Origin of the sequence: Photobacterium sanguinicancri, assembly GCF_002265265.1 — a bacterium.
Taxonomy (GTDB): domain Bacteria; phylum Pseudomonadota; class Gammaproteobacteria; order Enterobacterales; family Vibrionaceae; genus Photobacterium; species Photobacterium sanguinicancri.
In genome coordinates this window covers 1-26,812 of the sequence record NZ_NOIF01000011.1, presented here as the reverse complement: position 1 = coordinate 26,812, position 26,812 = coordinate 1, and the positions used below count along the sequence as shown (strand labels likewise).

Sequence of the window (26,812 nt, the reverse complement as noted above, 5' to 3'; positions counted from 1 at the left end):
AGAAAAGAGGGAGGCAAAGCCTCCCTCTTTTGAACCTGTGCCACTAATTAACCGAAGATGGCTTGCATTACGTAGAAGAAAATGACTGCAAGTAATGCCCCTGCTGGGAGGGTAATAACCCAAGATGCAACGATGTTACGTACTACACCTAGGTTAAGTGCCGCGATACCACGCGCAAAACCAACACCCAATACCGCACCAACAAGTGTTTGTGTGGTTGAGATTGGTAAGCCAGTACCAGAAGCCAATACAACAGTTGACGCTGTTGCTAGCTGAGCGGCAAAGCCACGGCTTGGTGTTAGTTCAGTAATACCTGTACCAACAGTTGCCATTACTTTGTGGCCCATGGTCGCAAGGCCGACAACGATACCGATACCGCCTAGTGGAAGGATCCACCATGCAATCGAACTTTTCGTTGTGATTTCGCCCATGTTTTCCACGGTGGAAACAACAGCAGATAGAGGACCAATCGCATTAGCTACGTCGTTTGAGCCGTGTGCAAACGCCATCGCACAAGCGGTTACAACCATTAGTAAGCTGAATACACGTTCAACGCCGGCATAGCCATTGCTGTCCACTGAACTACCATCGTCGGTATATTTACGGCCAATGTAGACATAGCCTAAAAACATAACGACAGCTGAAACGGCAATAGAAGCCATCCAAGCTTCACCACTTGAAAGGTGAAGGCCAACGTGTTTAAGACCTTTTTTGATGGTTACCAATGCAATAACAAGTGCAGTGATAAACATGTAAACAGGTACAAAACGTTTAGCGTTTACGAGTGGATTATCGGTATCAAAGATCAAACGCTGAGCACTGATAAAAATCATGTAAGCAAACAAGCCAGAGATCAGCGGAGTGATCAACCAACTGCCTACAATGCCTTGAACAGAAGCCCAATCTACAGCTTCAGTACCAACAGACACACACGCAAAACCGATGATAGCACCGATGATTGAGTGAGTTGTCGATACCGGCCAACCCATGTAAGACGCAAGTAATAGCCATGTACCAGCAGCAAGTAGCGCTGACATCATGCCGTATACCAACACTTCAGGTTGAGCAGCATAGAGAGATGTTTCAATAACCCCTTTACGAATCGTATCGGTAACTTCACCGCCGGCAAGGTATGCACCTGCAAACTCGAAGATCATTGCAATAATGATTGCTTGTTTAACAGTAAGCGCTTTTGAACCGACAGATGTACCCATTGCATTGGCAACGTCATTTGCACCAATACCGATTGCCATCATAAAACCAAAGATAGCCGCCACCAAAATAAGAATGGTGCCGTAATTAGCCAGGATTTCCATTGTAAAACCTTGTTTTTGTTAATTCTCTTCGCTTATGAACGCGATAGCATGATTTCTAGTCGCGAGCCGACACGTTGTGCCTGATCAGCGATACCGCCAACCCACTCGAGAATCTTATACAGGAACATGATATCCACCGGACTGTATTGGTCTTCGATGGCCATTAGTTGTTGTCGTAATTTGATCTGCATGCTGTCGGTGTCATCTTCAATAACATCAAGCTGATTAATCATTTCCGCAACTAAAGTCACTTCTCTGCCTTTGAAACCTGTTTCAAGAAGTTCGTCCAGTTCGTTGATCACACGACGTGCTTGTTCGGCAGCGTCTAAACAACGTTGAACGTACGCGAGAAAATCAGGGTACATTGTAGAAGGAACTTGTAACTGACGCCCTAAGACACGACCAGCGATATCTTTGGACAAATTAGCAAGTTTATCTTGTTGGGTAAGAAGACCTAACATATCAGTACGATCTACTGGCATGAAAAGCCCACGAGGAAGCTTAAGGCGAATTTCACGCTTCAGCACATCCGCTTCTTTTTCAAGTTGCGAGATTTGCTCACGTGTAATCGATGCCTTTTCCCAGTCTCCGGCATTACATGCCTCGAAGAATGGAACAAGCAGTTCGCAACATTCATTTACGCGAGTAACGTGACGTTGCAGTGGTTTGATTGGGGATTTAGCAAAGAGCCCCATAATTGTATTTACTGGCATAGCCGATCAACCTAAAGAGTGCCTACGATATGGCTAAATCTTGAGCGATGGTCACAGAGGCGCGAATGGTAACGTATAAGTTTCGGCAGGGGAACCCATTTTGATCAAGGTTTTGTTGATATTTCTCACTTGCCCCCGAGCGGATAAGGAAATATCCTTGGTTTGCCACTGTTTATAGGTACCCATATGGAAACCGAGATAGAACTGAAGTTTTTCGTCTCACCAGAATTTTCGAGTCAATTGTTGAGCAAAATATCACAAGCGAAAATTCTGCAACAAAGTAGTCGAATGTTAGGGAACATTTACTTCGACACCCCAGACCAAATTCTTCGCCAGCATGATATTGGCCTTCGGGTCCGTCGTATTGATGATGTGTTTGTTCAGACATTGAAGACAGCAGGACGCGTGGTAGCAGGTTTGCACCAACGCCCAGAATACAATGCTGAAACCAATGGCACTGATCCTGATCTCACTTTGCATCCCGCTGATGCATGGCCTGAGTCTTTTGTCGTTGCTGATGTTCAGCAACAGCTTTCTCCTCTTTTTTCAACTGACTTTGAGCGTCAGCAATGGCTGATTGCAATGCCTGATGGCAGCCAAATTGAATTGGCTTTTGATCAAGGTGATGTCAGCACAAATGGTTTAAGCGATCCTATTTGTGAAGTAGAGCTAGAACTGAAGTCGGGTCAAACCGATGCCTTGTTTACGTTAGCGCGTGAACTGTGCACTGAAGGTGGAATGCGCCTGGGTAGTTTGAGCAAAGCCGCCCGCGGCTATCGATTAGCGGCAGGCTATCAAGGGGATGAAATCACCACGATGGACTTCATGCCATTACGTGCTGATGAATCGGTTGAAACGGTATTTATCCATACGCTTGAGTATGCGCTAGAACATTGGCATCGCCATGAGCAGATTTATGCTGAACGCCAAGATGCCAACGCATTAATTCAAATCAAGCAAGCACTAGGTTTGATTCGTCAGGTATTCGTGTTATTTGGTGGCATGATCCCGCGTCGGGCAAGTGCATTACTGCGTCAAGAACTGCAATGGCTTGAAGGCGAGCTAGAGTGGCTAGAAGAAGCGGCCAGTATTGAACAACTGCTGGCGGATAAAGGGTACGCACTGCGTAAACTGAATGCGCAGAAAGTGCTGATGAAGCAACTGTGCGAGCAGCAAGAAACATTACCCAATGAAGAAGCTATGCTGGCTCTGATGGAGTCATCACGTTATTGCAACTTGCTACTTGATTTAAGTCGTTGGATTTTAAGTCGAGGCTGGCAGCCGTTCCTTGATGATAAGGGGCGAGTTAAGTTGTCAGGCAGTGTTAAGCAATACGCTGATGCAACGCTTACGCGTTCTTGGCAAGAGCTGCAAGATGTCTTCCCAGCGAAACGTCAATTAGGTCGTATCGAGTATTGCGATCAACAACCTCGCTTGATTCGTAATTTGATGAGCGGTTTGTGTTTTGCCAGCCTGTACGATGAAGACAAACGTGCAGGCTTTAGAATGCCTTGGCTTGATCTATTGAGTGGCATAGAAGATTTACGCCAGCTTGAACCTATCCGTATCTTGTTGGCTGAACACCAAGGTGATGATTTGGTACAAATGGAGAAATGGCTAGAGCGTCACGAAGAGTCGTTATTGCATGCCATGGACCAAACGCGTCAAATTGGGATTGAACTATCACCGTATTGGCCTTAGCGCTGACAGCGTATTTAACACCAAATACGAGTGAAATAGTTAATAGAACGCCGCCAGTGCAATGACACTGGCGGCGTTTTTGTTTTGGCTGCAAATGTAGCTCTACTTATTAACTTTCCTTCGGATGCCTTACATCCGTTACTGTTTTGGGCATTTCTGTATCTGCAGTATTTTGATGGGGGGGGAGCCGATTTTCCAATTGTTCTAATCGCATGAGTAATTGCTGCTGTATGTCTAGCATTTGCTTCCATTCTTGCTGATGTAAGTGCTCTTGTTCTTTTTCATGTTTCAGTTTGCCAGGATCGGAAATCATCGAACTGACCAAACCTGCCACCATACCAAATAGCCCCACACCACAAACAATAATCACTGCCGCTAAAATCTTGCCCAGCGTGGTCACAGGGTAGTGGTCGCCGTAGCCTACCGTCGAAATAGTGACAAAGACCCACCACAGCGCGTCGCTGGCATTGTGAATGTTGGATTCAGGAATATCCCCTTCAATCATGAGCATTAGCGCCGAACCAACCGTTACTAATAAGGTTAACAGTAAAAAGATCGAGGCGACGGTGGCTTCACGGCGGTTACTGCGAATGTAATGGAGGATCTGATTACTCGATCGGATCAAGCGCATCACCCGGAAAACTTGAATCACCCGCGCAAAACGGACTTGTTCAATAATGGGTAAGCTGGCGACAAAGTCGATCCAGTGCACTTTGAGGTAGGCCCATTTTTGCTTGCTTCTGAATAAATCAGTAAGTAGTTGGAACCAAAAGAACAGGCAAATGAAGGTATCAATACCAAATAGCAGCGTATAAACATCATCTGTCTTTGGAATAAAGATAAGACTCGTGACTATGGCCAACGACACAATCGATAATACCAGTGACATCAAACTCATAGGATTGAGTTCATGTTTGATGACATCGACTTTTTTAGACATTCAATTTTCCCTATTAGCTGCCGACATATAAGATGGTCGCAATATTCTAGCTTGTGAAAGTATAGTCACGGCATTTGAGTGAATACCCAGCGTGATTTCTTATTGTGAACAATATTATAACGCATCAGTAGCCGGGTTTCGCGAGCTTATTAAATAGGGAGATTAAGAATGGCAACGTTGGTTTTTAAGCCATGGGAAAAAGGGATCACTAATATCCGTTTAGTCCCTAAGTTAGTACTACTGATGGTATTCAGTACCGTCTTATTGATTGGTAAGCAATTGTGGGATGCCAATACGTTTTATCAAAGTGTGGTCAAGATCCAGCAAGAGCGCTCAAAAGAGGTCGCCAGTGCCAATGTTGCGTTATTAACATCGCTGCTTGCGCAGGGAGATAACGGAAAAAAACTGGCTGAAACCGCCATTCTCTCACAAGAAAATAGCTGGGGAGAAGGGGCTTACTTGTATTTGGTCGAGCGTGATACCGGTACGGTATTTGGTCACCCTACGGCTCGAGCTATAAATCAATTGAATAGCCAAATGGACCAAGGCGGAGCGCTGTCTGGTTACTTATCACAGCTACAAGGCTCGGGTGATATTGTATTGAGTAAGGGGGAGCGATTTGAACATGCGGTCACTATGCCTAATCAGGATTGGGTTTTAGTCGCGTCGCAACCTTCTTCTGAAGCTGATCACTACTACAGCGATTATTTACTTCAAGTGGCATGGCAAACCGGCCTGATGATTGTTTCCTTTATGGTCATTCTATTGGGTGGCTCTAGCATTATGCTTCGCCAAATCAACTACCTTGCAGAGAGCATTAAGCGTTTAGCTCAGCGTGATTTATCACAACCTATCATCATGGAATGTAAAGATGAATATGGTGATTTAGCGCGTGAACTTGAGCAAACGCGAGTACAACTGCGTGATGTGATCTGTAATCAACGCGAAGCATCTTCTGAGCTGTCAGGCTTGGCGGAAGTGATGTCGATCAGCATGGTGGAGACCAAAGAATCATCACAAGAAGAATTTGCGGAAATTGATCAACTGGCATCTGCCATGAGTGAGATGACTTCTACCGTTCAAACGGTGGCAGATAATGCACGCCAAGCCTCGAATGCGACGGAAGGTACGTCTGAACAAGCGGAGCAAGGCCAGCGCTTTGTTTCAGAAACTATCGGTACGATTAACCAATTATCACAAGATATCAGTCAATCCGCTGGTGCGGTGAATCAAGTTGAAAGCCGTGTTGAACAAATCAGTAGCGTGATCGTGACTATTCAAGGTATTTCTGAACAAACCAACTTGCTGGCATTGAACGCTGCGATTGAAGCGGCACGTGCTGGTGATGCGGGCCGTGGTTTTGCCGTGGTTGCCGATGAGGTACGTAACCTTGCACAGCGAACTCAAACGGCGACCGTTGAAATTCAAGATATGATCACTCAGCTGCAAAACAGTGCCCAACAAGCGGTTTCGCTGATGGAACAAAGTGTGGTTGAAGCTGCAGAAGGTGTTGAGTTGGTAACGAATGCTGGGGGTGAGTTGGATAAAATAGTCGAGCAAGTCACTAACATCAATGACATGAATTTCCATATTGCTTCAGCAGCCGAGCAGCAAAGCTCTGTCGCGGAAGAGATGAGCCAAAACCTGAGTAATGTGCGTGAATTGGTAGAAGCCTCGGTGTTGGTTGTGACTGAGTTGTCGGAAACCTCTGATATCATGCAAGAGCAAGCGACAGAATTAGAGAAAAAAATTCAGGCGTTCCATGTTTAACGCTTGCTCAAAAAACAGATAGAAACTCTGATTTAACGCCCGCCATTGCGGGCGTTTTGTTATCTTATTCTCAGGCGAATAGCTGTGGTATTTTATACCAAGCTAACGAAGTAACTGAATCCTGCTTGGTATCGTTTTTCGCTGACATATGACGAGTAGCGATACCAAGAGGCTTCATCGAAATTTCACAAGGAACAGGGCGAGGACGAGTCATGAATCACAATGAGCTTTTGCAAACCGCATCAACCCAAGCGTGGGACAAACTCCACAATGCTCACCCTGATGCGCTAGCACAGTGGCCGGCGTCACGTAAAACGGAACTGATGCAAGCGCTTGGTTTTAGCGATTTTATCAGTACATCTATGGTGCGTGATGCCCGTCTGCTACCTTGGCTTGCTGAGCACATTGATGATGAATCTCGTTGTGACAATTACCGTGACCAACTGGCTGAACAATTAAACCGTGTCAATGATGAAGCGGGACTCATGCGAGTACTTCGCGCTTTTCGTTGCCAAGAAATGGTGTGGATTGCTTGGCGCGATTTCATGGGAAAATCAACCCTGCCCGATAGCTTGAATCACTTGTCCATGCTGGCGGAAGCGTTAATCATGCAAGCTTACCATTGGCTGTATCAACAATGTTGCGCGGAATGGGGCACGCCAACCAACGCTGAAGGTGAAGCGCAGCCGATGTTGATACTGGGGATGGGGAAGCTGGGTGGTGGCGAACTGAACTTCTCATCTGATATCGATCTGATCTTTACGTATCCTGAAAACGGTGAAACACAGGGCGGGCGTCGTAGTATCGCCAATGCCCAATTTTTCACTCGCTTAGGCCAACGTTTAATAAAAGCGCTAGATCAACCCACTTTCGATGGCTTTTGCTATCGGGTCGACATGCGTTTACGGCCATTTGGTGACAGTGGTCCACTGGTCATGAGCTATGCAGCATTAGAAGATTACTACCAAGAACAAGGGCGTGATTGGGAACGCTACGCGATGATTAAAGCGCGGGTGATGGGGCGTGAAAGTTTTAGCCAGTATCAAGAATTGCGTCAGATGCTGCGCCCGTTTGTGTTCCGTCGTTATATTGATTTCAGTGCGATTCAAGCTTTGCGTCGAATGAAGTCGATGATCAGTAGTGAAGTGCGCCGTCGTGGCCTCAGTAACAATATCAAGCTCGGGGCTGGTGGGATCCGCGAAGTGGAGTTTATCGCTCAGTCTTTTCAGCTTATTCGTGGTGGACGTGAACCCAGTTTACGTGGTCGAGGTTTGCTCGAAACGCTGGAAGCCATTAAGCAGCAAGGCTTCTTACCGCCTGAGCAAGTTGATGATTTAGAACGCGGTTACTGTTTCTTACGCAAGCTTGAAAACCTACTGCAGGCAATAGACGACAAGCAAACCCAAACTTTGCCCGATAAGCCACTGGATCAAGTGCGCCTCGCGATTGCGATGGGGTTTGAGGGTTGGCAACAGTTATTAGCCAGCACTGAGCAGCACATGGCTGATGTTCACCATGTCTTTGACGCGATCGTAGGTAGCGATGAGGATGACAGTGACAGCGCTTGTGTTGCCGGCCCACAATATCAAGAGCTGTGGGCGATGAGTAAAGATGAAGAGGTGTTACTGTCTATCTTTGCAGAACTTGATGTGCATGATCCTGCCCAACAAACCAGTACCTTGCTGGGGATGAAAGCCGAATTATCAAAACGCACCCTAGGGCCGCGAGGACGTGAAGTCTTAGCGACTCTAATGCCGTGCGTACTCAGCCGTATTGTTAATCGTCCCGATGCCGCGCAAGTCTTGGGGCGAGTAACCAAGCTGATTGTCCGCATCGCGACACGTACCACTTATCTTGAATTATTAAGTGAGCATCCCGCGGCGCTCGATCAACTGGTACGCTTATGTGCAGCCAGCCCTATGGTGGCGGAGCAATTAGCACAGTATCCGATTTTGTTAGATGAGCTGCTTGATCCGCAGCACTTATATAACCCAACGCCACTCCATCAGTATCGCGAAGAGTTGCGCGAGTACCTTGCCCGTATTCCAGAAGAGGATATGGAGCAACAGATGGAAGCGATCCGCCAGTTTAAGCAAGCCCAATTATTGCGGATTGCTGCGGCTGACATCGCAGGTGCATTGCCATTAATGAAAGTGAGTGATCACTTAACTTTCTTAGCGGAAGCGATTGTCGAAGCCGTCGTTAATCAAGCATGGCTGCAGATGGCCGAAAAATATGGAATCCCAAGCCACTTAGAAGGGCGCGATGGTAAAGGCTTTGGTGTTATCGGTTATGGCAAAGTAGGGGGCTGGGAAATCGGTTATGGATCGGATTTAGACTTAGTCTTCCTGCACGATTGCCCTGCCAATGTGAACACCACGGGTAAGAAAGAGATCGATGGTCGTCAGTTTTACTTGCGACTAGCCCAGCGTATTGTGCATTTGTTCTCGACTCGAACCGCCTCAGGTGTGTTGTACGAAGTAGACATACGATTACGTCCATCGGGCGCATCCGGTTTGTTGGTGAGTACCTTAGAAGCATTTGATGAGTACCAGCAACAAGAAGCGTGGACATGGGAGCATCAAGCACTGGTAAGGGCCCGTTTAATTTACGGTGATGCACAGTTACAGCAAGGCTTTGCCTTAGTACGCCAACATACTTTGACGCAAGAGCGTGAAGAAGCAACATTACGGCAGAAGGTGATTGAAATGCGTCATAAGATGCGTGATCACCTAGGCAGTAAAAAAATCGGGTTGTTCGATCTGAAGCAAGATGAAGGTGGTATTACGGATATTGAATTTATTGCCCAATATTTAGTCTTACAACATGCTTATGATAATCCTGCGTTAGCGCGGTGGTCTGATAATGTACGTATATTTGATACGATGGCTGAACATGAACAAATGTCGCCAGAACAAGTGACGGCCATAAAATCAGCTTATTGTGCGATGCGTGATGCCATTCATCGTTTAAACTTATTGGGGCAATCCGCGTATGTTGATGAGCAGCAATTTAGTGCTGAAAGAGCGATAGTTCGCCAAGTATGGCAACAATACTTGGCGAACAGCGATGGATCGGATACGTTAGCCGAATAATTTAATGATCAGCAAGCACTGGGTGAGTGTTTGCTTTTTTTGCTTTGTGATACTATTTCGCAGTTTTCACTTTCCCGGAGATAAAAATGAAATTGACTCTTCCTGATTATGATCAAGCAGATGTGCTCGTTGTTGGTGATGTCATGCTAGATCGTTACTGGTATGGGCCTACAGGGCGTATTTCGCCAGAAGCGCCAGTACCAGTGGTAAAAGTCGATCAGATTGAAGAACGTCCAGGTGGCGCAGCTAACGTTGCTATGAATATTGCAGCACTGGGTGGTCACGCACGTTTAGTGGGTTTAACCGGGATCGATGAGCAAGCGAAAGCGCTAACTGAAAAGTTATCGTCACTCAAAGTACGTTGTGACTTTGTTTCGCTACCAGATTACCCAACCATCACCAAACTACGAGTGATGAGCCGTGGTCAACAGCTGATCCGTTTAGACTTCGAAGAAGGCTTCCATGATGTGGACCCTGATTTGATTATGCCACGCCTTGAACAATCACTGTCGCAAGTGAAAGCAGTGATTTTGTCTGATTATGCCAAAGGCGCCCTGGAGCATGTGCAAACCATGATCCAAATGGCACGTAAAGCGGGTGTACCTGTTCTTATCGATCCGAAAGGGGCTGATTTTGAACGTTACCGCGGTGCAACACTACTGACACCAAACTTATCTGAGTTTGAAACGGTTGTCGGTAAAGTAAATGGCGATGCCGATATCGTTGAGAAAGGCTTTGCCTTGATGGAGCAATTCGATTTTGAAGCGCTACTGGTAACGCGTAGTGAGCACGGTATGACCTTGCTACAGCGTGGCCAAGAGCCGCTGCATATGCCAACCCAAGCGCAAGAAGTTTATGATGTGACAGGTGCTGGTGATACCGTTATCTCGGTACTAGCGTCTTCGCTTGCCGCAGGGAAATCATTGTCTGATGCATGTAAGCTTGCTAACGCAGCGGCAGGTGTTGTGGTTGCTAAGCTAGGCACATCTACGTTGTCGACGATTGAGCTTACCGATGCAATCCATGGAAGCCAAGATAGCGGTTTTGGTGTGATTGCAGAAGATCAGCTAAAACAAGCGGTACTGACTGCACGTGCACGTGGCGAGAAAGTGGTAATGACCAATGGTTGTTTCGATATTCTTCATGCCGGCCATGTTGCTTACTTGAACGAAGCGGCAAAATTGGGCGATCGCCTAATTGTAGCGGTGAATTCAGACTCTTCGGTACAAGCGCTGAAAGGCCCAGGTCGTCCAGTCAACCCAGAAGATCGTCGTATGGCTGTTCTGGCGGGTTTAGGTGCGGTTGATTGGGTGGTTCCTTTTACCGAAGAAACCCCACAGCGTTTAATCAGTGAAATCCTACCGACACGCTTAGTGAAAGGTGGCGATTACAAACCTGAAGAAATTGCGGGTGGTCAAGAAGTGATTGCGGCAGGTGGTGAAGTGCTAGTGCTGAACTTCGAAGATGGTTGTTCAACCACTGAAATTATTGAAGCGATCCGTGGTGGTCGAGGTTAATCGCCGCTGGCCTATTGAGATAGGCTGATTTGCGGGGAATAAAAAAGCGCCGATGGGCGCTTTTTTTGTATCTCGATATCGCTGCCAAAAAGTGGCGGCTATAAGCTCAGAATTACTTCTTTGCTTTGATCAAACCTGTGTTGATATCAGTCACGTCTTGCTCGTTAAGCGAACCGACAGCTTGTTTTAGCTGAAGTTGGCTTAGGATGTAATCGTAACGAGCGTTCGCTAGTTGGCGGTTCGCATCGTATAGACGACGTGTTGAATCAAGTACATCAACAATGGTACGGGTACCGACTTCAAAACCTGCTTCTGTTGCTTCCAGTGCAGATTGCGCTGAAATAACAGATTGTTGGTAAGCACGAAGTGCACCAATAGAGGCATTGATGTTGTTGTAGAATGCACGAACATCTTTAACAACGCTGCGGTAAGAGCCTTCAAGTTGCTCACTTGCTGACACGTACGAGAATTGTGCTTGTTTCACATCAGAACTTGTTTTGCCACCGCTGTACACCGGTAGATCAAGGCGAATACCCGCCGTTAATTTACCGTTATCAGATGAAGACGGATCAAGTTCGTTGTAGTTGTAACCTGCATCAAAACCAAGCGTTGGTAGGTGACCAGATTCAGCTAATGAAATGCTATCACGTGCGATATCTTGTGAGATACGCGCAGTAAGTAGTGATAGGTTTTCTTTTTCAGCGTCTTGGATCAATTGCAGCACTTTAGATTGTGGACGGCTAGCTGAGAAGCGTGCAGTATCCAAAATATTAAGGTTAGTGTGCTCTTGACCTGTGATTTCACGTAAACCTTCATAACTGTTGGTTAACGCGTTTTCTTTCAAGATCTCATCGGCAAGTACTGTATCGTACTGTGCTTGCGCATCGTGTACATCAGTAATAGCAGAAAGGCCTACTTCAAAACGTTGTTTTGTTTGTTCTAGCTGGCGGCCAACGGCTGCTTTTTCAGCTCGAACAAATTCTAGATCGTCCATAGCTTTAAGCACATCAAAGTATGCTTGGCTAACACGCAGGATTAAACCTTGTTGTGTTGCGGCTAGCGATGCATCACTTTGACGCGCACGCTTTTCAGCAATGTCGAGGTTTACCCAGCTAGCACGGTTGTAAATGGATTGGCTAAGGGTTACACCCGCATTAAAGCCGTTATCATTTGACGCGCTATTATCTGAAAGTTCAGTCGCATTGTAACCCGCATTCAAATTGATCTGTGGCAGTAAAGAACTACGCGATGAATTGATTGCTTCAAATGATGCGTCTTTATCCGCCGCTGCTTTTAATAGTTGCGGATCATTTTGTTTTGCTTGTTGGTAAATTTCAGCAAGGTCATCGGCCAATACAGAGTGGCTGATGCTACCTAGGGCTACGCTCATAAAGAGTGGGAGCAATTTTTTCATGGATGCCTTTCCTGGTCCTGACAGTCAAAATAGTGCAAGCGATCAGTGTAACGAAAGAATGCTGACAGTAAACTGATCAATTCGCTATTTTACTTAGAATCATTATTTTAGTGTGAAACTGCTGGTTTAAAGCTTGAATCACATCATTGATATTACTGTATAAGATTGTAAGCGATATAAAAATTTATACGACTTAAATAAAATCACAATAATTATCAAAAATGTTGAATAAAATCATTGCTGATATTCAACTTGAGTGGAAAAATAGTGCTAAAGGAGAACACAAACATGAGCAAAGATTCCACAAAAGTGTCAGCGCAGGTAGTGTATACCAAGGATGATGTCGAAATTTTGTCAACAAAGCCGCTTTATCAGGGCTTCTTCAAAATGGTGTCTTACACCTTCAAACATAAACTCTTTTCTGGCGGTTGGAGTGAAGAACTCAATCGTGAAATGTTTGAACGCGGTCATGCTGCGGTGCTATTACCGTATGATCCGAAACATGATCAGGTTGTGCTTGTCGAACAGTTTCGTATTGGTGCATTAGCCGCTGATTGTGAACCATGGCAACTTGAAATGGTTGCAGGCATGATTGAAGAAAACGAAATATCAGAAGACGTTGCCCGTCGTGAAGCCCACGAAGAGGCAGGCATCGAGGTACATGAGGTGGAGAAAATCACCCGCTATCTTGCCAGTTCTGGTGGTTGTTCTGAAACTCTTGATGTCTTTGTTGGCCGCGTTGAAAGCCAGCTTGCATCGGGTATTCATGGTTTACCTGAAGAGGGTGAAGATATTCGTGTCCACGTTGTTTCGCGTGAGCAAGCCTATCAATGGGTAGAATCTGGTAAAATAGAAAATGCAGCTTCTATCATTGCGCTACAATGGTTGCAGCTGAATCATTTACGTCTCCAACAGCAATGGTGCAAGGATTAAGTTTGAAGAACCGTTATACCGTTGATCTCGCGGGTATCATGCGCTTGTATGAAACCAACTATGCGAAGCTGCTTCCATTACTACCAAAATCTGATGAGGTAGGGGACTGCTGTGTGTACCGCGTGTTTGGTCATGAATATTCGATAACCATTACTGAGTCAACGCGCTATACCACGGTGATTGAGCTGCTTCAACACGACGAAGCATCCCTTCCTGTTTATATGCATCCGCACCTAATTATTCGTTTATATCACGATGCGCGAGTCGCAGAAGTGTGTTCAGCGCAGCAGATTTCGCGCTTGAAGCCAAGGTATGATTACCCCAATATGCGAATGCATCAACAAGATGAAAAACATCAAGTTAACCGCTTTCTTGGGGATTGGTTAGCTTATTGCCTGAAAAACGGCATCAGCAAACGATCGGTTTGTTGATATTCTATTGGTTGCTACCATTAAAAAATTAGATTGGGACAATGAGTGGCAGCTCCTCTCGTGGTTACCCGTACATACATTGAGACATTACAGGATTTAAACGATTTTGCAGACGTATACGTTGCCTCAGCAAGGTCCAGATAAGGTTGTCTTGCTTCAAATTACTGATACGCATTTATTTAATGACATATCAGGAAGCTTATTAGGCATAGAAACAAAGAAAAGTTTTCATGCAGTGTTAGATGCTGTAGACGATGCTGCGCGTCCATTTGATGCGATTATAGCAACGGGAGATATCTCTCAAGATCACAGCGAAAACTCCTACCAACGCTTTGCTGACGGCATTAGCCGTTGGACACAACCTTGTTTTTGGCTTCCAGGTAATCATGATTACCAACCGACCATGCGCTCCGTGTTGCCTTCGCCGCAGATTAAACCTTGCGAGCAGGTACTTGCGGGCGAGTATTGGCAAGTTATTTTACTCGATAGCCAAGTACCAGGTGTACCACATGGCGCCTTGAGCTCGGCACAACTTGAAATGCTAGACAGCGCATTAAGTGCCCACCCAGAGCGTCATGCGTTGGTATTATTGCACCACCACCCGTTAGAAGCGGGAAGTTACTGGTTGGATCAACATCAATTACATAATAACGAAGCGCTGTGGTATGTATTAGATCAGTACCCACAAGTGAAAGCGGTGTTGTGTGGTCATATTCATCAAGAACTTGATCGTATGTATCGCAATGTACGCGTGCTCGCAACGCCATCTACGTGTATTCAATTTTTGCCAGATTCGAATGACTTTGCGCTTGACCAAGTCAACCCAGGTTGGCGTTATTTAGAGCTTTACGCTAACGGTGATATTCGTACAGAAGTGTCTCGCGTGCAGGGGCCGCAGTTTGCGCCACAATTCGACGAAGCAGGATACTAATGATGGAAACACCACAAAAAAAGCCGTTGTTGCTGTATATCCATGGCTTTAACAGTTCACCAAAATCGTTGAAAGCACAGCAAATGCTGGATTACTGCCGTCAGTATCGTCCTGATATTCGAGTAGAGATCCCTCAGGTGCCGTGTTACCCCGCGCAAGCCGCTGAGTTCATCGATAATACGGTGCAAGCGTTAGCGAAAGACTATCGTATTGGTTTGGTGGGTAGTTCATTGGGGGGTTATATTTCCACTTGGTTGAATGATCGTTACCAATACCCCGCGGTGTTGGTGAACCCTGCGGTGACCCCGTATGATTTATTAGCTGACTTTTTAGGTGAGCAAGTGAACCCGTACACCGATGAGCGCTATTACTTAGAGCCTCATCATATGGATGAACTACGCTTGATAGACGTTGCGCGTGTAGTACAGCCACAACAATTGTGGTTGCTACAGCAAGAAGGCGATGAAGTACTTGATTATCGCCAAGCCGTGACTAAATATGCCGACTGTAAACAAACGATTGAACCTGACGGAGATCATAGCTTCGTTGGATTTGAACGCTTTCCTGCCGACATCATTCAATTTCTTGGCCTTTGAGCCGATTATAACGACCTCAGCTTGACAACTGAGCTGGGGTTACTGACTATTGTTGCCAAAATTTTCTCGTAAACTTCCGTGATATGACAGATCAAAGCTATAACGCTGGAGCCATAGAGGTTCTAAATGGCCTTGAGCCAGTACGCCGCCGTCCCGGCATGTACACTGATACGGTACGCCCTAACCATCTTGGTCAAGAGGTTATCGATAACAGTGTCGATGAAGCATTAGCCGGCCATGCCCGCAAAGTTGAAGTCATTCTCCATGCGGACCAATCCTTAGAAGTTACCGATGATGGGCGTGGTATGCCTGTCGATATTCACCCTGAAGAAGGGGTGTCAGGGGTTGAGTTAATCCTCTGTAAGCTCCATGCCGGTGGTAAATTCTCTGGCAAGAACTATCAGTTCTCAGGTGGTTTGCACGGGGTAGGTATCTCGGTAGTAAACGCCTTATCGAAGCGCGTGGAAGTCACGGTTAAACGTGATGGTCAGGTGTATCAAATTGCCTTTGAAAATGGTGATAAAGTTTCAGAGCTGGAAGTCATTGGTACTTGTGGCCGCCGCGCAAAAGGGACAAGTGTCCACTTTTGGCCTGATGGCAGCTACTTTGATAGCCCTAAATTCTCAGCCACTCGCTTAAAAAGCAATTTAAAAGCCAAGGCCGTTTTGTGCCCAGGGCTGGAGATTGTTTTCACCGATAAAAATACCGACGAGACCATTCGTTGGTGTTACGAAGATGGCCTAAAAGATTACTTAGCAGAAGGTGTAAAAGGTTACACTTTATTGCCAGAAGAACCGTTTACTGGTGTGTTCAGTGCACAAACAGAAGCGGCTGATTGGGCGCTATTATGGTTACCTGAAGGTGGTGAACTGATCACCGAAAGTTACGTCAACTTGATCCCAACGGCTCAAGGCGGTACGCACGTAAATGGTTTACGCCAAGGCTTGCTTGATGCCATGCGTGAGTTTTGTGAATTCCGTAACTTGCTACCGCGTGGTGTAAAACTGACAGCCGATGATATTTGGGAACGTTGTGCTTACGTACTGTCGGTAAAAATGCAAGACCCACAGTTTGCCGGTCAAACCAAAGAACGCTTGTCGTCACGCCAATGTGCCGCGTTTGTATCGGGTGTGGTCAAAGATGCCTTTAGCCTTTGGTTGAACGAGTGTCCGCAAATTGCAGAACAGTTAGCGGAAGTGTGTATTGCTAATGCTCACCGCCGCATGCGTGCCAGCAAGAAAGTGGTCCGTAAAAAAATCGCATCAGGTCCTGCCTTGCCGGGTAAGCTTGCCGATTGTTCGCAGCAAGATTTAAACCGCACCGAACTTTTCTTAGTGGAAGGTGACTCGGCGGGCGGTTCTGCGAAACAAGCCCGTGACCGTATGTTCCAAGCGATCATGCCGCTGCGTGGTAAAATTCTGAATACTTGGGAAGTCTCTGCTGACCAAGTCTTGGCGTCGCAAGAAGTGCACGACATTTCTGTTGCGCTGGGTATCGACCCAGATAGCGATGATTTAAGTGGCTTACGCTACGGTAAGATCTGTGTTCTTGCCGATGCGGATTCCGATGGTCTTCACATTGCGACCTTGTTGTGTGCCTTGTTTATGAAGCACTTTGAAGCGCTAGTACGTGCTGGTCACGTCTTCATAGCGATGCCGCCACTGTACCGTATCGATTTAGGCAAGGAAGTGTATTACGCCCTTGATGAAGGCGAGAAGAACGGCATTCTAGAGCGTCTGAGCAGTAAGCGCGGCAAGGTTAACGTCCAGCGATTTAAAGGTCTGGGCGAAATGAACCCATTGCAGTTGCGTGAAACCACCATGGATCCAAATACCCGTCGCTTGGTGCAATTAACCATTGATGACGATACCCAAACCAATGAAATGATGGATATGCTGCTGGGCAAAAAGCGTGCAGAAGACCGTCGTCACTGGTTGCAAGACAAAGGCGATATGGCTGAAGTGTAACGGATAGCGTTGCTTTCAGATGGGGTTACCCACAATAACGATTTATGGAGGCTGGTGGCATTGTGCTTACTGGCCTTCAAAGTAAGATTTAAACGGATTACCGACGATGACTGATGTCTCAATGGATGGCGTTGAACAGCTTCCACTTAGGAAGTTTACTGAAGACGCTTACCTTAATTACTCCATGTACGTAATCATGGATCGTGCTTTACCTTTCATTGGTGATGGCCTTAAACCCGTACAGCGCCGTATTATTTATGCGATGTCTGAGCTTGGTTTGTCAGCGACCGCTAAATATAAAAAATCGGCACGTACTGTCGGTGATGTATTAGGTAAATACCACCCACATGGTGACTCGGCATGTTACGAAGCGATGGTATTGATGGCGCAGCCATTCTCATACCGCTACCCGCTGGTTGACGGCCAAGGTAACTGGGGTGCGCCGGATGATCCGAAATCTTTCGCTGCAATGCGTTATACCGAATCACGCCTTTCTCGTTTTTCTGAAGTGCTATTGGCTGAATTAGGCCAAGGCACAGCCGATTGGGTGCCTAACTTTGATGGCACCATGAACGAGCCTAAAATGCTGCCTGCACGTTTACCTCATATCTTACTGAATGGTGTGACGGGGATTGCCGTGGGTATGGCGACCGATATTCCACCGCATAATGCCCGTGAAGTGGCGAATGCTGTGGTGCATTTGATTGATAATCCAAAAGCGGAACTGGATGCGCTAATGGGGTTTGTGAAAGGCCCTGATTACCCAACCGAAGCGGAAATTATCACCCCCCAGAGCGATCTGGAAAAGGTGTACCGTACTGGCCGTGGTAGCATCAAGATGCGTGCGGTATGGCATAAAGAAAGCAGTGACATTGTGATCACCGCATTGCCGCATCAAACCTCTGGCGCAAAACTGCTAGAGCAGATTGCAAACCAGATGCGAGCTAAGAAACTCCCTATGGTTGAAGACTTACGTGATGAGTCTGACCATGAAAACCCAACGCGTATCGTGATTGTTCCACGCTCTAACCGTATCGATTGTGAGCAGTTGATGAATCACTTGTTTGCCTCGACCGATCTTGAGAAAAGTTTCCGTGTGAACTTGAACATGCTGGGTCTTGATGGTCGTCCACGCGTGAAAGGGTTAGTGACGATTCTGGGTGAGTGGCTGGAGTTCCGTCGCTCGACAGTACGCCGTCGTTTACAGTACCGTCTAGATAAGGTACTCGCTCGCCTACATATTCTGGAAGGCTTATTAGCCGCTTACCTTAATATTGACGAAGTGATTGAGATTATCCGTACCGAAGATAATCCCAAAGCGGAATTTATGTCGCGCTTTGATTTGTCAGCAATCCAAGCGGATGCGATTTTAGAAATTAAACTGCGTCAATTGGCGAAGTTAGAAGAAATCAAAATTCGGGCTGAGCAAGACGAATTAGCGACAGAGCGTGATTACTTAGAAAAACTGCTAGGTTCAGAACGCCGTTTAAACACCCTGATTAAAAAAGAAATTATTGCCGATGCAGAGCATTACGGTGATGATCGTCGCTCGCCATTGGTTGAGCGTGAAGAAGCAAAAGCACTGACCGAACGTGATTTGATCCCAAGTGAAATCATCACTGTAGTGCTGTCTGAAAAAGGTTGGATCCGTCACGCGAAAGGCCACGATGTTGACCCATCAACATTAAGCTATAAATCGGGTGATAATTACCTCGCACATACACGTGGTAAGAGTAACCAGCCAGCGATCTTTATGGGGACTGACGGTCGAAGCTACGCACTGGAATCGCATTCATTGCCATCGGCACGTAGTCAAGGTGAGCCGATCACCGGACGTTTGAACCTGACAGCGGGTAGCCATGTGCGCCAAGTCTTGATGTCGGAAGATGATCAGATGTGGCTGATGAGTTCAGATGCAGGCTACGGCTTTATCTGTAAAGGCAGCGACATGGTATCGAAGAACCGTAATGGTAAAGCGCTACTGACTGTGCCTGAGAATTCACTGGTGTTACCGCCACAGCCCGTCACAGATCTTGATAGCGACGATGTATTGGTGATTACCAATGAAGGGCGCATGTTGATGTTCCCAGTGAAAGATTTACCACAGCTTAGCAAGGGTAAAGGTAATAAGATCATCAACATTCCAGCTGCGCGTTCGAAAGCACGTGAGGAAATGGTGGCACACATGATTATCTTACCTGCGAATAGCCATATTACGTTGCATGCAGGTAAGCGTAAGCTTGGCTTGAAGCCCGCGGATCTAGATAACTTCCGTGGTGAACGTGGTCGTCGTGGTGCGATGCTACCACGTGGTTTACAGCGCGTGACTGAGATGGAAATCTCTGCGCCAGAAACCAATAATAACGGCGAGTAATCGTGTCCGCGATGTAATATCGATACGCGTTTTGCAATGACAATAAAGCCCTCAGTGATGAGGGCTTTGTTTTTTCTGATTGGTGCTGAAAAGGGGTGTAATTTCCTGTTGCCTAAGTATACTAGCGAACGCTTGTACGCTGAGGAGATATCAATGATATTGTTGTTCCGCATGATCGCCATGGCACTTTTTGCCGTATTCATGTTTGTATTTGGCTGTGGCTACTGCCTATTAAGCCCTCGTAATCCAACACACGTATATACCTGTGGCCGCCAATTTAGCAAAATGGCACGTATCTTAGGGATTAAACTTGAGATCCGTTATGCTGACGGTGCTCAAAATGTAGGATCCAGCGTATATATTGCTAACCACCAAAATAACTATGATCTTTTTACTGTGTCTGGCGCGATTATGCCGCGCACCGTGACTGTGGGTAAAAAGAGCTTAGTGTGGATGCCATTGTTTGGTCAGCTTTACTGGATCACCGGTAATATTCTGATTGATCGCGCAAACCGCAGCAAGGCGGTGGGCACCATTGGTCAGATCGTTGAAAAGATCAAACAGAGAAATGTTTCAATTTGGATGTTCCCAGAAGGAACTCGCTCTCGTGGCCGTGGTTTGCTGCCATTTAAAACTGGTGCTTTTCATGCCGCGATAGGTGCGAATGTGCCTGTTGTGCCCGTTGTGTGTAGTTCGACGGAAAGCATTAAGTTGAATCGTTGGAATAACGGTGTTGTGATTGTTGAAGTCATGCCTCCTATTTCCACAGACGGTCTGTCGAAAGAAGATGTACGTGATCTCTCTGAGACCAGCCGTAATCAAATGAAAGATAAAATTGAACAGTTGAATGCAGAGATCGCACAACGTTCAGCGTAATTTTCAGCGCATACAAACAATTAAAAGGATGAGCCTTCGGCTTGTCCTTTTTATTTTGTCTTAAAATAAGAAAGAAACGTAAAGATTTGCTAAGGCTATAGAATGAAGAAAGAGCGAGTGGTACTTGTAACGCCTGAAGGTGAACCAATAGGGCTGCAAGAGAAAATGCAGGCCCACTATGATGGCCAATTACATTTAGCTTTCTCTGTTCTGTTGTATCGTGATGGTGAGCAAGGGCGAGAATACCTACTGCACCAGCGAGCCATGGGGAAGTATCATAGCGGCGGGCTATGGACCAATACCTGTTGTTCTCACCCACGCCAAAATGAGCCCTTCATCGATGCGGGCCTTCGCCGTCTTCGGGAAGAGATGGGAGTGGTAGGGTCGATCCCATTGCAAGATGTGGCGACGTTTTTATACCGTGCCGAGCTTGATAATGGATTGGTCGAGCATGAATTGGATCATGTCTTGATTGCGAAGTGTGGCCAAATCCAACTTGATCCCAGTGAGGATGAAGTCATGGCATATCGCTGGTGGCCTGAGTCGGATGTGATTGCGGCATTAGATAATACGCCTTCGATCTTCACTGCATGGTTTTCGCAAGTATGGCAATTAACCTTAGCGCATGCCGCTTAGTGGTGCTGAAGGTACCGTTATTCAGAATAATAAAAAAGCTGCCATTGGCTAATGCCGTTCACTTAACGTGAGCGGCATTGTTTTTTCTAACGGGATATCGATTTTTTGAGCACTTCAGTACTCTAGGGGTAACTTCGTTCCCTTCTTGCAGGTAAAATAAACTGCTTCGCGATCTTTTCTAGTACCATTACTTGTTTCGGTATGTTCCCAGGTGTCACAAATGGCAGCTGTGTTAACTCATGAACAATATGCAATGCCGCTCCATGAAAACTGAGTTGATTGGGGAAGACTCCTTTTAAACTACTAGCCATCAATACCATCTTATATCTCAGGAGGTTATACGCTAGAAGGATCCCCCAAAGTTCCTGTCTTACTAATTCCGGCTGCAAGCTTCGTAGCGTGAACTTATTGTCTAACATGTATTGCTTCATCTCTCTGTAGCCAAGTTCGATTTCCCACCGATGGCTATATAAATCAACTAAATCTGATGATGGAAAGCGTAAAGGGTCAGTCATAGACGTTAATATTTCGACTTTTTTCCCTTTGACTGTTCTTGTTACTAAACGAGCCTGAACCGTTTCTTCTAAATCTGGAAACTTCTTCTGAGCTTGTCGGCTAGGAGTCAACTCAATCAATGCATCTTGTCGACCCAACTTGCGAATAACTTGGTATTGAGTTCCTTTCTTTAAAGGCAACAGCCAGTGTCGTTCTGTACCTGTATTTCTCCATCGGGATAATAGTCCTAATGAGTAAAAACCCTTATCAAACAAAGTTAAGCTATGGTCTGGTGTTTTCTCAATCAAATCTTCAGCCAAGACCATTTCGCTAACTGAAACACTATCAAATGAAGAAGCAGTAAGAAGGTGGCTTGTCAGCTCCATCTGACACACCATACGAACTTGCGGATATGTAGCTTTCCCGGACTGGTTTGAGGTGCGGCTAAAGCTTTGAGTATTATCTTCTGTATCTTGAGTTCGCCATACCACTCCATCAACTCCAAGTAATGTCAACCCACACCATGTTGGGTGATTAACTTGGGCGTGCCAATGAGACTGAGTTAGGTCAAAAGTATATCTGATAGCATCACTGCCAAGCTTGTGTCTCGCTTGAGTTACGGCACTTGAAGCAACATAAGGTTTACCATCAGGAAGGATAATATCTAGTTGATTAAGTAGCTGACGCATAGGAAATTTACGAAAGAGAGCCATGCCGATTACAGCCCAAACCATGGACTCCATCGGTAGCTTTCGTCTACGAATAGTTGCAACTCCAGCTTGATTCAACCCTTGTTCGATTAGAGCTGGATCGAGAACGTCAGCAAGACTTTGAAAGTCAGTTCGGCTGTTAAGGGAAACGGAAGCAAGAGCGTCTGAAAGTTGCATAAAAAAATCCGGAATCAGTAACTGATTCCGGATTATGTCAGCCTCATAGGATCGTTCAACTGATCCTTAACTGATCGGCATTATGCCATTGGCAGCTTTTTTTATTGAATGCTGAAGTCGTAATTATTTACGAACCGCAATTGCTTCAATTTCGATTTTCACATCTTTTGGCAGACGTGCAACTTCTACACAAGAACGCGCTGGGTATGGTGCATTGTGCTCATCAAAGAACGCACCGTACACGTCATTTACTGCTGCAAAGTCATTGAGGTCTTTTACAAAGACTGTCATTTTTACAATGTCAGCGACTTTCAGGCCAGATGATTCAACGACTGCTTTGACGTTGTCTAGTGACTGGCGTGCTTGCTCTGCAATGCCATCTGCCACTTCGCCTGTTTCTGGGTTTACTGGAATTTGGCCAGAGGTTAGCACCATATTACCTAGGTCAACACCTTGTACGTAAGGGCCAATTGCTGCTGGTGCTTGTTCGGTATGTAGAACTTGAGTCATTGAAAATCCTTAAATAAATATCAAAGTAATACCAAGCGAAATGTCATTGCAGCAGAGCTGGTGTGTGATCAACTTGGTATTGAGCAGTTGAGAGTCTAGAGGCTAGCAACTCTCACTGCTTGAGGTCAAAGATTTTCAATCGAGAAAGAGAATTTAAGCAGGAATACCTAAACGTGTTTTAACGACTTTCTCACATTCATCTATGCGGTTGATATCTTTTGGCGCCACCATTACGGTATCGTTGCCCCCCACAGTGCCAAGAATTTCAGCATGCGGTTGAACATCAATTAAACGTGCGACTAACTGCGCGCCACCTGGGTGTGTTTTTACGACCACGACCAGTTGGTTATGGGTGATAAATTCAATCTGTGATGCGATTGAAGATCCCACTTGAACGGGTTCGTTTTCAACCGTTAAGCAATAGACTTTCTTGCCGTAGGCATTCGGTACTTTTGCTACACCCATGCGAGAAAGCAGGCGTGAAACGGTTGATTGGCTGACATCGGTATAGCCCATGTCGATTAAACTTTGGCGAATATCATCTTGGGTAGAAAAGCTTTGCTGTTGCAGTAGACGTTTACATGCTGTGATGATGTCTTCGTCAGATGCACTCAACTCTAGCGCGCCGTGTAATTCGTATCCATTCACGGGCAACTCCTTATTATTTTAGTAGGTACAAAGATCGTATCTTGTAGCTATTCAGCGCAGAGCGTTATTCTGTTGGTGTAGCAAGTTCAACAGCATTAGCGAGCTGAATCGTTACTTTTATTTGTTATGAGGTTTTGTGTGCGAGATTATTCAAGCCTTGCATAATCTTGCATACGAATCATACCAGTTAGATAACATCGTTTGTTTGACGCTAGTCACCAAAATAATGAACTGGTTGCATTACCAATATGAAGGTCTATACCCTATTTCATTTATGAGATTGCTGTTTTTCTCTTGTTGTGTTTTTGTTTGTCTTTTTTGTGCTTTATCTCCTTGTTTTTGTTGTGAATTGATGATTGCTTCATGCGTGCCTGTATACGGTGTTTTTTGGGGAGATAATGGTTTGATTGACGACGATGTTAATGATGACGATAAAGGATGTTGTACGACGGCGTAGTGATTGAAAATAGAGATGGTCGCGCTGGTGTTTTCTTCACGGTTATTCGTTTGGCCTATCACACGCTGACGTGTTGTTTGTGGCTGAGAGCTTAGCTGAAATGCTGAGGCATTTTGCGGTGAGGCTGGTTGTGATTGGACACCTAGTCGGTAATGAGGGGTGTTAATGTTCTCGATGTAAGGGGCGACTCGGATGTTCGCTAATTCGGGGCTGGCGTATGAGGTACTAACCCCTAATTGGGTTAACCAATCAAAGATTAACGTGGCAGGAACAAATTGGGTATACCGATCTGCTTGTCGTAAATTTTGAATATCTTCAGGGTTATCGAGTATCGCGACAGTGATCCCAACGATTTGTCCTTGCGCATTAAAGACCGGGCCGCCGCTCATCCCTGACATACTGGGCGCATCGCTCAGGGAGTATAAGCATTTACTATTGGTATCCAGTACGTCTTGTAAGTATTTCCCTTCGCCTTTTATTGTCGTGCCAAGCAGCGAGTGTCCTTGATGGCTGACGGCTTGATCTGGGTAGATCAAGCCCCATTGTGGAATCGATTCTTGAGGGGTACGAGAACGCACTAAAGATAAGTCACAATAGGGGTGATGAATAACATCGAGATCCCATGACAACTGCGCGACATGCCTCGCAGTAATATGATATTGCTCGTTAATGGGGACGGAAGAACCGAACCCCCCGAGTAGCATGGGGACACCAATAATGACCATATTGTTGGCCTCGTGCGAGGCGGTATGTTCAATCTTGCCATTGCTCGCAATACACTGAGTCAGTGAGAGTGTGATGAGTGTACCAAGAGCGACCCTGGCAATGTGCCTGATTGTTGGTGATGTAAATTGTGCCATTGCTGTCTGCCTATTAATAATTATTATGGGCAGCCGGTGTATCAACGCTTATTAATACTTAGGCGTTGTGGTTCAAATAATCACAGGCTGCTTTTAACAAGCTAGCTATAGGCGTAAAGGGACAGTGCGGTAGAAATGAGAATAAAAAAGCCTGCTCATAAGTGAGCAGGCTTTCTTAGTATTTAAGCAGCAAAGCCCAGAGTTAATACAAGGCTTAGCGTTGCAAAAATGTCTTAGCGACGTTCAGTCATGATTTCACGTGAGAATACTTTCTCACAGTATTTACACTTGAGCTGAATGTCTTCTTTTTTGGTTATCACTTTAAAGCTACTGTCTACGGGTTCACCGTGGCTAATACAGTTGCTGTTTGGACATTCAAAAATGCCATTGATTTGCTCTGGTAGCGTTAGGTGTAGCTTCTTCGCCACTTCGTAGTTTTCGATTTGGTTAACGGTCGCTTTAGGGGCGTACATCGCAAGCTGGTTAGCTTGGTCTTCACTGATGAAGACGTTTTCGATTTTAATCAAATCTTTTGCACCCTGCGCTGAAGACGGCAGATTTAAACCAATGGTAACGCGTTGGTTTGTTTTGTGCATTTTGAACAGTTTCAGTACTTTAATGCCAACATTCGCAGGGATGTGGTCGATAACAGTACCGTTCTTGATTGCTTCAACTTGTAGTTGAGTTTCTTTAGTCATGACTGCGCTCTCCTGCTTAAAGTTGTTCGTTTAGTACAAGTGCCAGTAAGGCTTCACGGGCGTACACACCGTTTTCTGCTTGCTGGAAGTAATAAGCGTGTTTGGTTTTATCAACATCAACCGTGATTTCATCCACACGTGGTAGTGGGTGCAGCACTTTCAGGTTGTCGCGCGCTTCTTTCAGCATTTCTGCCGTTAGGATGTACGCGGCTTTCATGTGTGCGTATTCAGATTCGTCGAAACGCTCTTTTTGAACGCGAGTCATGTACAACACATCAAGCTCAGGAATCACTTCTTCCATGGTGGCGTGCAGGCTGTAGTTGATACCGGCTTCATCTAATTCTTCACAGATGTAATCTGGCATCGCTAGAATTTCTGGCGCGACGAAGAAGAAGTTGATGTTATCGAACTTCGATAATGCCTGTGTTAACGAGTGCACTGTACGGCCGTATTTTAAATCACCGACGAAGGCGACATTAAGATTGTCTAGGCGACCTTGTGTTTCAAAGATAGAGAACAAGTCTAGTAGGGTTTGTGTTGGGTGTTGGTTTGCACCGTCACCACCATTAACGATAGGCACACCGTTAGAGAATTCAGAGGCTAGGCGTGCTGCCCCTTCTTGTGGGTGACGCATAACAAATGCATCAACGTATGAAGAAATAACCTGCACTGAGTCAGCCAGTGTCTCCCCTTTTTTCGCTAGCGATGTGTTACCACCGTTATCGAAGCCAATGACTGTACCACCAAGACGCTGTACTGCGGTTTCAAATGATAAGCGAGTACGGGTTGAAGGCTCGAAGAAGCAGCTTGCGACTACTTTATTTTTCAGTAGCTCTGGATTTGGTTCTGCCTTCAATTTACCTGCGGTTTCAACAATCAGTTCTAGTTCACTGCGGTTTAATTCCGGTATGGAAATGATGTGCTTTTGGAACAGCGAATTCGCCATGGCTCTCTTCCCTTCTGTTGATTCAATATACGAACGAAACACTGTCTGCTCTCTTTTTAGTAAAAAGCAGACAAAAAAAAGCCCCCTTAAAAAAGGAGGCT

Annotated in this window: 21 protein-coding genes and 1 pseudogene; 12 read left to right on the top strand and 10 right to left on the bottom strand. The window is 45.8% G+C overall.

The genetic code is table 11. The annotated features are described in order from the left end of the window. Positions 1-47: 47 nt before the first annotated feature. Together ASV53_RS03415 and ASV53_RS03410 are read right to left on the bottom strand one after the other, a co-directional pair. Positions 48-1,316 carry an inorganic phosphate transporter gene (locus tag ASV53_RS03415; protein WP_062691798.1) on the bottom strand — a complete coding sequence of 423 codons (1,269 nt, stop codon included), beginning with the start codon at positions 1,314-1,316 and terminating at the stop codon, positions 48-50. Between the two features lie 32 nt (positions 1,317-1,348). Next, on the bottom strand, positions 1,349-2,029 hold the full coding sequence (locus tag ASV53_RS03410; protein ID WP_062691800.1) for a TIGR00153 family protein: 681 nt from the start codon (positions 2,027-2,029) through the stop codon (positions 1,349-1,351). A gap of 186 nt (positions 2,030-2,215) precedes the next feature. Here ASV53_RS03410 and ASV53_RS03405 point away from each other — a divergent pair, with 186 nt between their 5' ends. After that, a complete protein-coding gene (locus ASV53_RS03405; RefSeq protein WP_062691805.1) occupies positions 2,216-3,730 on the top strand; it encodes a CYTH and CHAD domain-containing protein in 1,515 nt (504 codons plus the stop codon). 109 nt (positions 3,731-3,839) lie between these two features. On the opposite strand, the gene ASV53_RS03400 is transcribed toward ASV53_RS03405, so the two are convergent. Next, positions 3,840-4,670 (bottom strand): potassium channel family protein, encoded by an 831-nt coding sequence (locus ASV53_RS03400; RefSeq protein ID WP_094956112.1) that lies wholly within the window; start codon positions 4,668-4,670, stop codon positions 3,840-3,842. A gap of 168 nt (positions 4,671-4,838) precedes the next feature. Here ASV53_RS03400 and ASV53_RS03395 point away from each other — a divergent pair, with 168 nt between their 5' ends. The 3 genes from ASV53_RS03395 (at position 4,839) to hldE (ending at position 11,052) form a co-directional block, all read left to right on the top strand. Beyond that, positions 4,839-6,440: a methyl-accepting chemotaxis protein gene (locus tag ASV53_RS03395; RefSeq protein ID WP_094956111.1), complete on the top strand. Its 1,602-nt coding sequence runs from the start codon at positions 4,839-4,841 to the stop codon at positions 6,438-6,440. A gap of 212 nt (positions 6,441-6,652) precedes the next feature. Continuing rightward, a complete protein-coding gene (gene glnE / locus ASV53_RS03390) occupies positions 6,653-9,535 on the top strand; it encodes a bifunctional [glutamate--ammonia ligase]-adenylyl-L-tyrosine phosphorylase/[glutamate--ammonia-ligase] adenylyltransferase (protein WP_094956110.1) in 2,883 nt (960 codons plus the stop codon). 86 nt (positions 9,536-9,621) lie between these two features. Further along, complete coding sequence (gene hldE, locus ASV53_RS03385) at positions 9,622-11,052, top strand: bifunctional D-glycero-beta-D-manno-heptose-7-phosphate kinase/D-glycero-beta-D-manno-heptose 1-phosphate adenylyltransferase HldE (protein WP_062691807.1); 1,431 nt, start codon at positions 9,622-9,624, stop codon at positions 11,050-11,052. A 112-nt stretch (positions 11,053-11,164) separates the two neighbouring features. Here hldE and tolC read toward each other — a convergent pair whose 3' ends face one another. Then, positions 11,165-12,466, bottom strand: coding sequence for an outer membrane channel protein TolC (gene tolC / locus ASV53_RS03380; RefSeq protein ID WP_094956109.1), 1,302 nt, complete (start codon positions 12,464-12,466; stop codon positions 11,165-11,167). Between the two features lie 288 nt (positions 12,467-12,754). On the opposite strand from tolC, the gene nudF reads away from it, so the two are divergent. The 8 genes from nudF to idi all read left to right on the top strand — a co-directional run bounded on the left by nudF (position 12,755) and on the right by idi (position 21,210). Continuing rightward, positions 12,755-13,399, top strand: coding sequence for an ADP-ribose diphosphatase (gene nudF / locus ASV53_RS03375; protein WP_094956108.1), 645 nt, complete (start codon positions 12,755-12,757; stop codon positions 13,397-13,399). Next, positions 13,384-13,830, top strand: a complete 447-nt coding sequence (locus ASV53_RS03370) for a DUF1249 family protein (protein ID WP_083541011.1) — start codon at positions 13,384-13,386, stop codon at positions 13,828-13,830. Before nudF ends, ASV53_RS03370 begins: the two co-directional genes overlap by 16 nt. 106 nt (positions 13,831-13,936) lie before the next feature. Next, the gene (gene cpdA / locus ASV53_RS03365) at positions 13,937-14,761 is read left to right on the top strand and encodes a 3',5'-cyclic-AMP phosphodiesterase (protein WP_094956107.1); all 825 of its coding nucleotides are present in this window, start codon (positions 13,937-13,939) and stop codon (positions 14,759-14,761) included. Further along, a complete protein-coding gene (gene yqiA / locus ASV53_RS03360) occupies positions 14,761-15,357 on the top strand; it encodes an esterase YqiA (protein ID WP_239928715.1) in 597 nt (198 codons plus the stop codon). The genes cpdA and yqiA overlap by 1 nt, the downstream gene beginning before the upstream one ends. Positions 15,358-15,440: 83 nt before the next feature. Next, positions 15,441-17,324 carry a DNA topoisomerase IV subunit B gene (gene parE, locus ASV53_RS03355; protein WP_094956105.1) on the top strand — a complete coding sequence of 628 codons (1,884 nt, stop codon included), beginning with the start codon at positions 15,441-15,443 and terminating at the stop codon, positions 17,322-17,324. A gap of 106 nt (positions 17,325-17,430) precedes the next feature. After that, the gene (gene parC, locus ASV53_RS03350) at positions 17,431-19,698 is read left to right on the top strand and encodes a DNA topoisomerase IV subunit A (protein ID WP_094956104.1); all 2,268 of its coding nucleotides are present in this window, start codon (positions 17,431-17,433) and stop codon (positions 19,696-19,698) included. Positions 19,699-19,851: 153 nt separating this feature from the next. Further along, a complete protein-coding gene (locus ASV53_RS03345; protein WP_062691817.1) occupies positions 19,852-20,574 on the top strand; it encodes a 1-acylglycerol-3-phosphate O-acyltransferase in 723 nt (240 codons plus the stop codon). 102 nt (positions 20,575-20,676) lie between these two features. After that, complete coding sequence (idi, locus tag ASV53_RS03340) at positions 20,677-21,210, top strand: isopentenyl-diphosphate Delta-isomerase (RefSeq protein WP_062691819.1); 534 nt, start codon at positions 20,677-20,679, stop codon at positions 21,208-21,210. Between the two features lie 58 nt (positions 21,211-21,268). Here the strand turns inward: idi and ASV53_RS03335 are convergent. The 6 genes and pseudogenes from ASV53_RS03335 to pyrB all read right to left on the bottom strand — a co-directional run bounded on the left by ASV53_RS03335 (position 21,269) and on the right by pyrB (position 26,711). Further along, positions 21,269-22,592: pseudogene (locus ASV53_RS03335) on the bottom strand (IS4 family transposase). Between the two features lie 123 nt (positions 22,593-22,715). Continuing rightward, a complete protein-coding gene (locus tag ASV53_RS03330) occupies positions 22,716-23,102 on the bottom strand; it encodes a RidA family protein (protein ID WP_094956103.1) in 387 nt (128 codons plus the stop codon). Positions 23,103-23,255: 153 nt separating this feature from the next. After that, positions 23,256-23,750, bottom strand: a complete 495-nt coding sequence (locus ASV53_RS03325) for an arginine repressor (RefSeq protein WP_094956102.1) — start codon at positions 23,748-23,750, stop codon at positions 23,256-23,258. A 240-nt stretch (positions 23,751-23,990) separates the two neighbouring features. Then, positions 23,991-25,067 carry a S1C family serine protease gene (locus ASV53_RS03320; RefSeq protein ID WP_094956101.1) on the bottom strand — a complete coding sequence of 359 codons (1,077 nt, stop codon included), beginning with the start codon at positions 25,065-25,067 and terminating at the stop codon, positions 23,991-23,993. 233 nt (positions 25,068-25,300) lie between these two features. Next, entirely contained in the window at positions 25,301-25,765 is a 465-nt protein-coding gene (gene pyrI / locus ASV53_RS03315; RefSeq protein WP_062691827.1) for an aspartate carbamoyltransferase regulatory subunit, read from the bottom strand. A 16-nt stretch (positions 25,766-25,781) separates the two neighbouring features. Beyond that, positions 25,782-26,711 (bottom strand): aspartate carbamoyltransferase, encoded by a 930-nt coding sequence (gene pyrB / locus ASV53_RS03310; protein WP_094956100.1) that lies wholly within the window; start codon positions 26,709-26,711, stop codon positions 25,782-25,784. Between the last annotated feature and the right edge of the window lie 101 nt (positions 26,712-26,812).

What these genes read in the sequence shown, in the direction of transcription:
- hldE (WP_062691807.1), top strand. Translation starts at nt 9,622, where the DNA reads ATGAAATTGACTCTTCCTGATTATGATCAAGCAGATGTGCTCGTTGTT.
- ASV53_RS03410 (WP_062691800.1), bottom strand. Translation starts at nt 2,029, where the DNA reads ATGCCAGTAAATACAATTATGGGGCTCTTTGCTAAATCCCCAATCAAA.
- pyrI (WP_062691827.1), bottom strand. Translation starts at nt 25,765, where the DNA reads ATGACTAAAGAAACTCAACTACAAGTTGAAGCAATCAAGAACGGTACT.
- tolC (WP_094956109.1), bottom strand. Translation starts at nt 12,466, where the DNA reads ATGAAAAAATTGCTCCCACTCTTTATGAGCGTAGCCCTAGGTAGCATC.
- ASV53_RS03330 (WP_094956103.1), bottom strand. Translation starts at nt 23,102, where the DNA reads ATGACTCAAGTTCTACATACCGAACAAGCACCAGCAGCAATTGGCCCT.
- pyrB (WP_094956100.1), bottom strand. Translation starts at nt 26,711, where the DNA reads ATGGCGAATTCGCTGTTCCAAAAGCACATCATTTCCATACCGGAATTA.
- glnE (WP_094956110.1), top strand. Translation starts at nt 6,653, where the DNA reads ATGAATCACAATGAGCTTTTGCAAACCGCATCAACCCAAGCGTGGGAC.
- ASV53_RS03320 (WP_094956101.1), bottom strand. Translation starts at nt 25,067, where the DNA reads ATGGCACAATTTACATCACCAACAATCAGGCACATTGCCAGGGTCGCT.
- nudF (WP_094956108.1), top strand. Translation starts at nt 12,755, where the DNA reads ATGAGCAAAGATTCCACAAAAGTGTCAGCGCAGGTAGTGTATACCAAG.
- yqiA (WP_239928715.1), top strand. Translation starts at nt 14,761, where the DNA reads ATGATGGAAACACCACAAAAAAAGCCGTTGTTGCTGTATATCCATGGC.
- ASV53_RS03400 (WP_094956112.1), bottom strand. Translation starts at nt 4,670, where the DNA reads ATGTCTAAAAAAGTCGATGTCATCAAACATGAACTCAATCCTATGAGT.
- parE (WP_094956105.1), top strand. Translation starts at nt 15,441, where the DNA reads ATGACAGATCAAAGCTATAACGCTGGAGCCATAGAGGTTCTAAATGGC.
- ASV53_RS03405 (WP_062691805.1), top strand. Translation starts at nt 2,216, where the DNA reads ATGGAAACCGAGATAGAACTGAAGTTTTTCGTCTCACCAGAATTTTCG.
- idi (WP_062691819.1), top strand. Translation starts at nt 20,677, where the DNA reads ATGAAGAAAGAGCGAGTGGTACTTGTAACGCCTGAAGGTGAACCAATA.
- ASV53_RS03345 (WP_062691817.1), top strand. Translation starts at nt 19,852, where the DNA reads ATGATATTGTTGTTCCGCATGATCGCCATGGCACTTTTTGCCGTATTC.
- parC (WP_094956104.1), top strand. Translation starts at nt 17,431, where the DNA reads ATGACTGATGTCTCAATGGATGGCGTTGAACAGCTTCCACTTAGGAAG.
- ASV53_RS03395 (WP_094956111.1), top strand. Translation starts at nt 4,839, where the DNA reads ATGGCAACGTTGGTTTTTAAGCCATGGGAAAAAGGGATCACTAATATC.
- ASV53_RS03415 (WP_062691798.1), bottom strand. Translation starts at nt 1,316, where the DNA reads ATGGAAATCCTGGCTAATTACGGCACCATTCTTATTTTGGTGGCGGCT.
- ASV53_RS03370 (WP_083541011.1), top strand. Translation starts at nt 13,384, where the DNA reads ATGGTGCAAGGATTAAGTTTGAAGAACCGTTATACCGTTGATCTCGCG.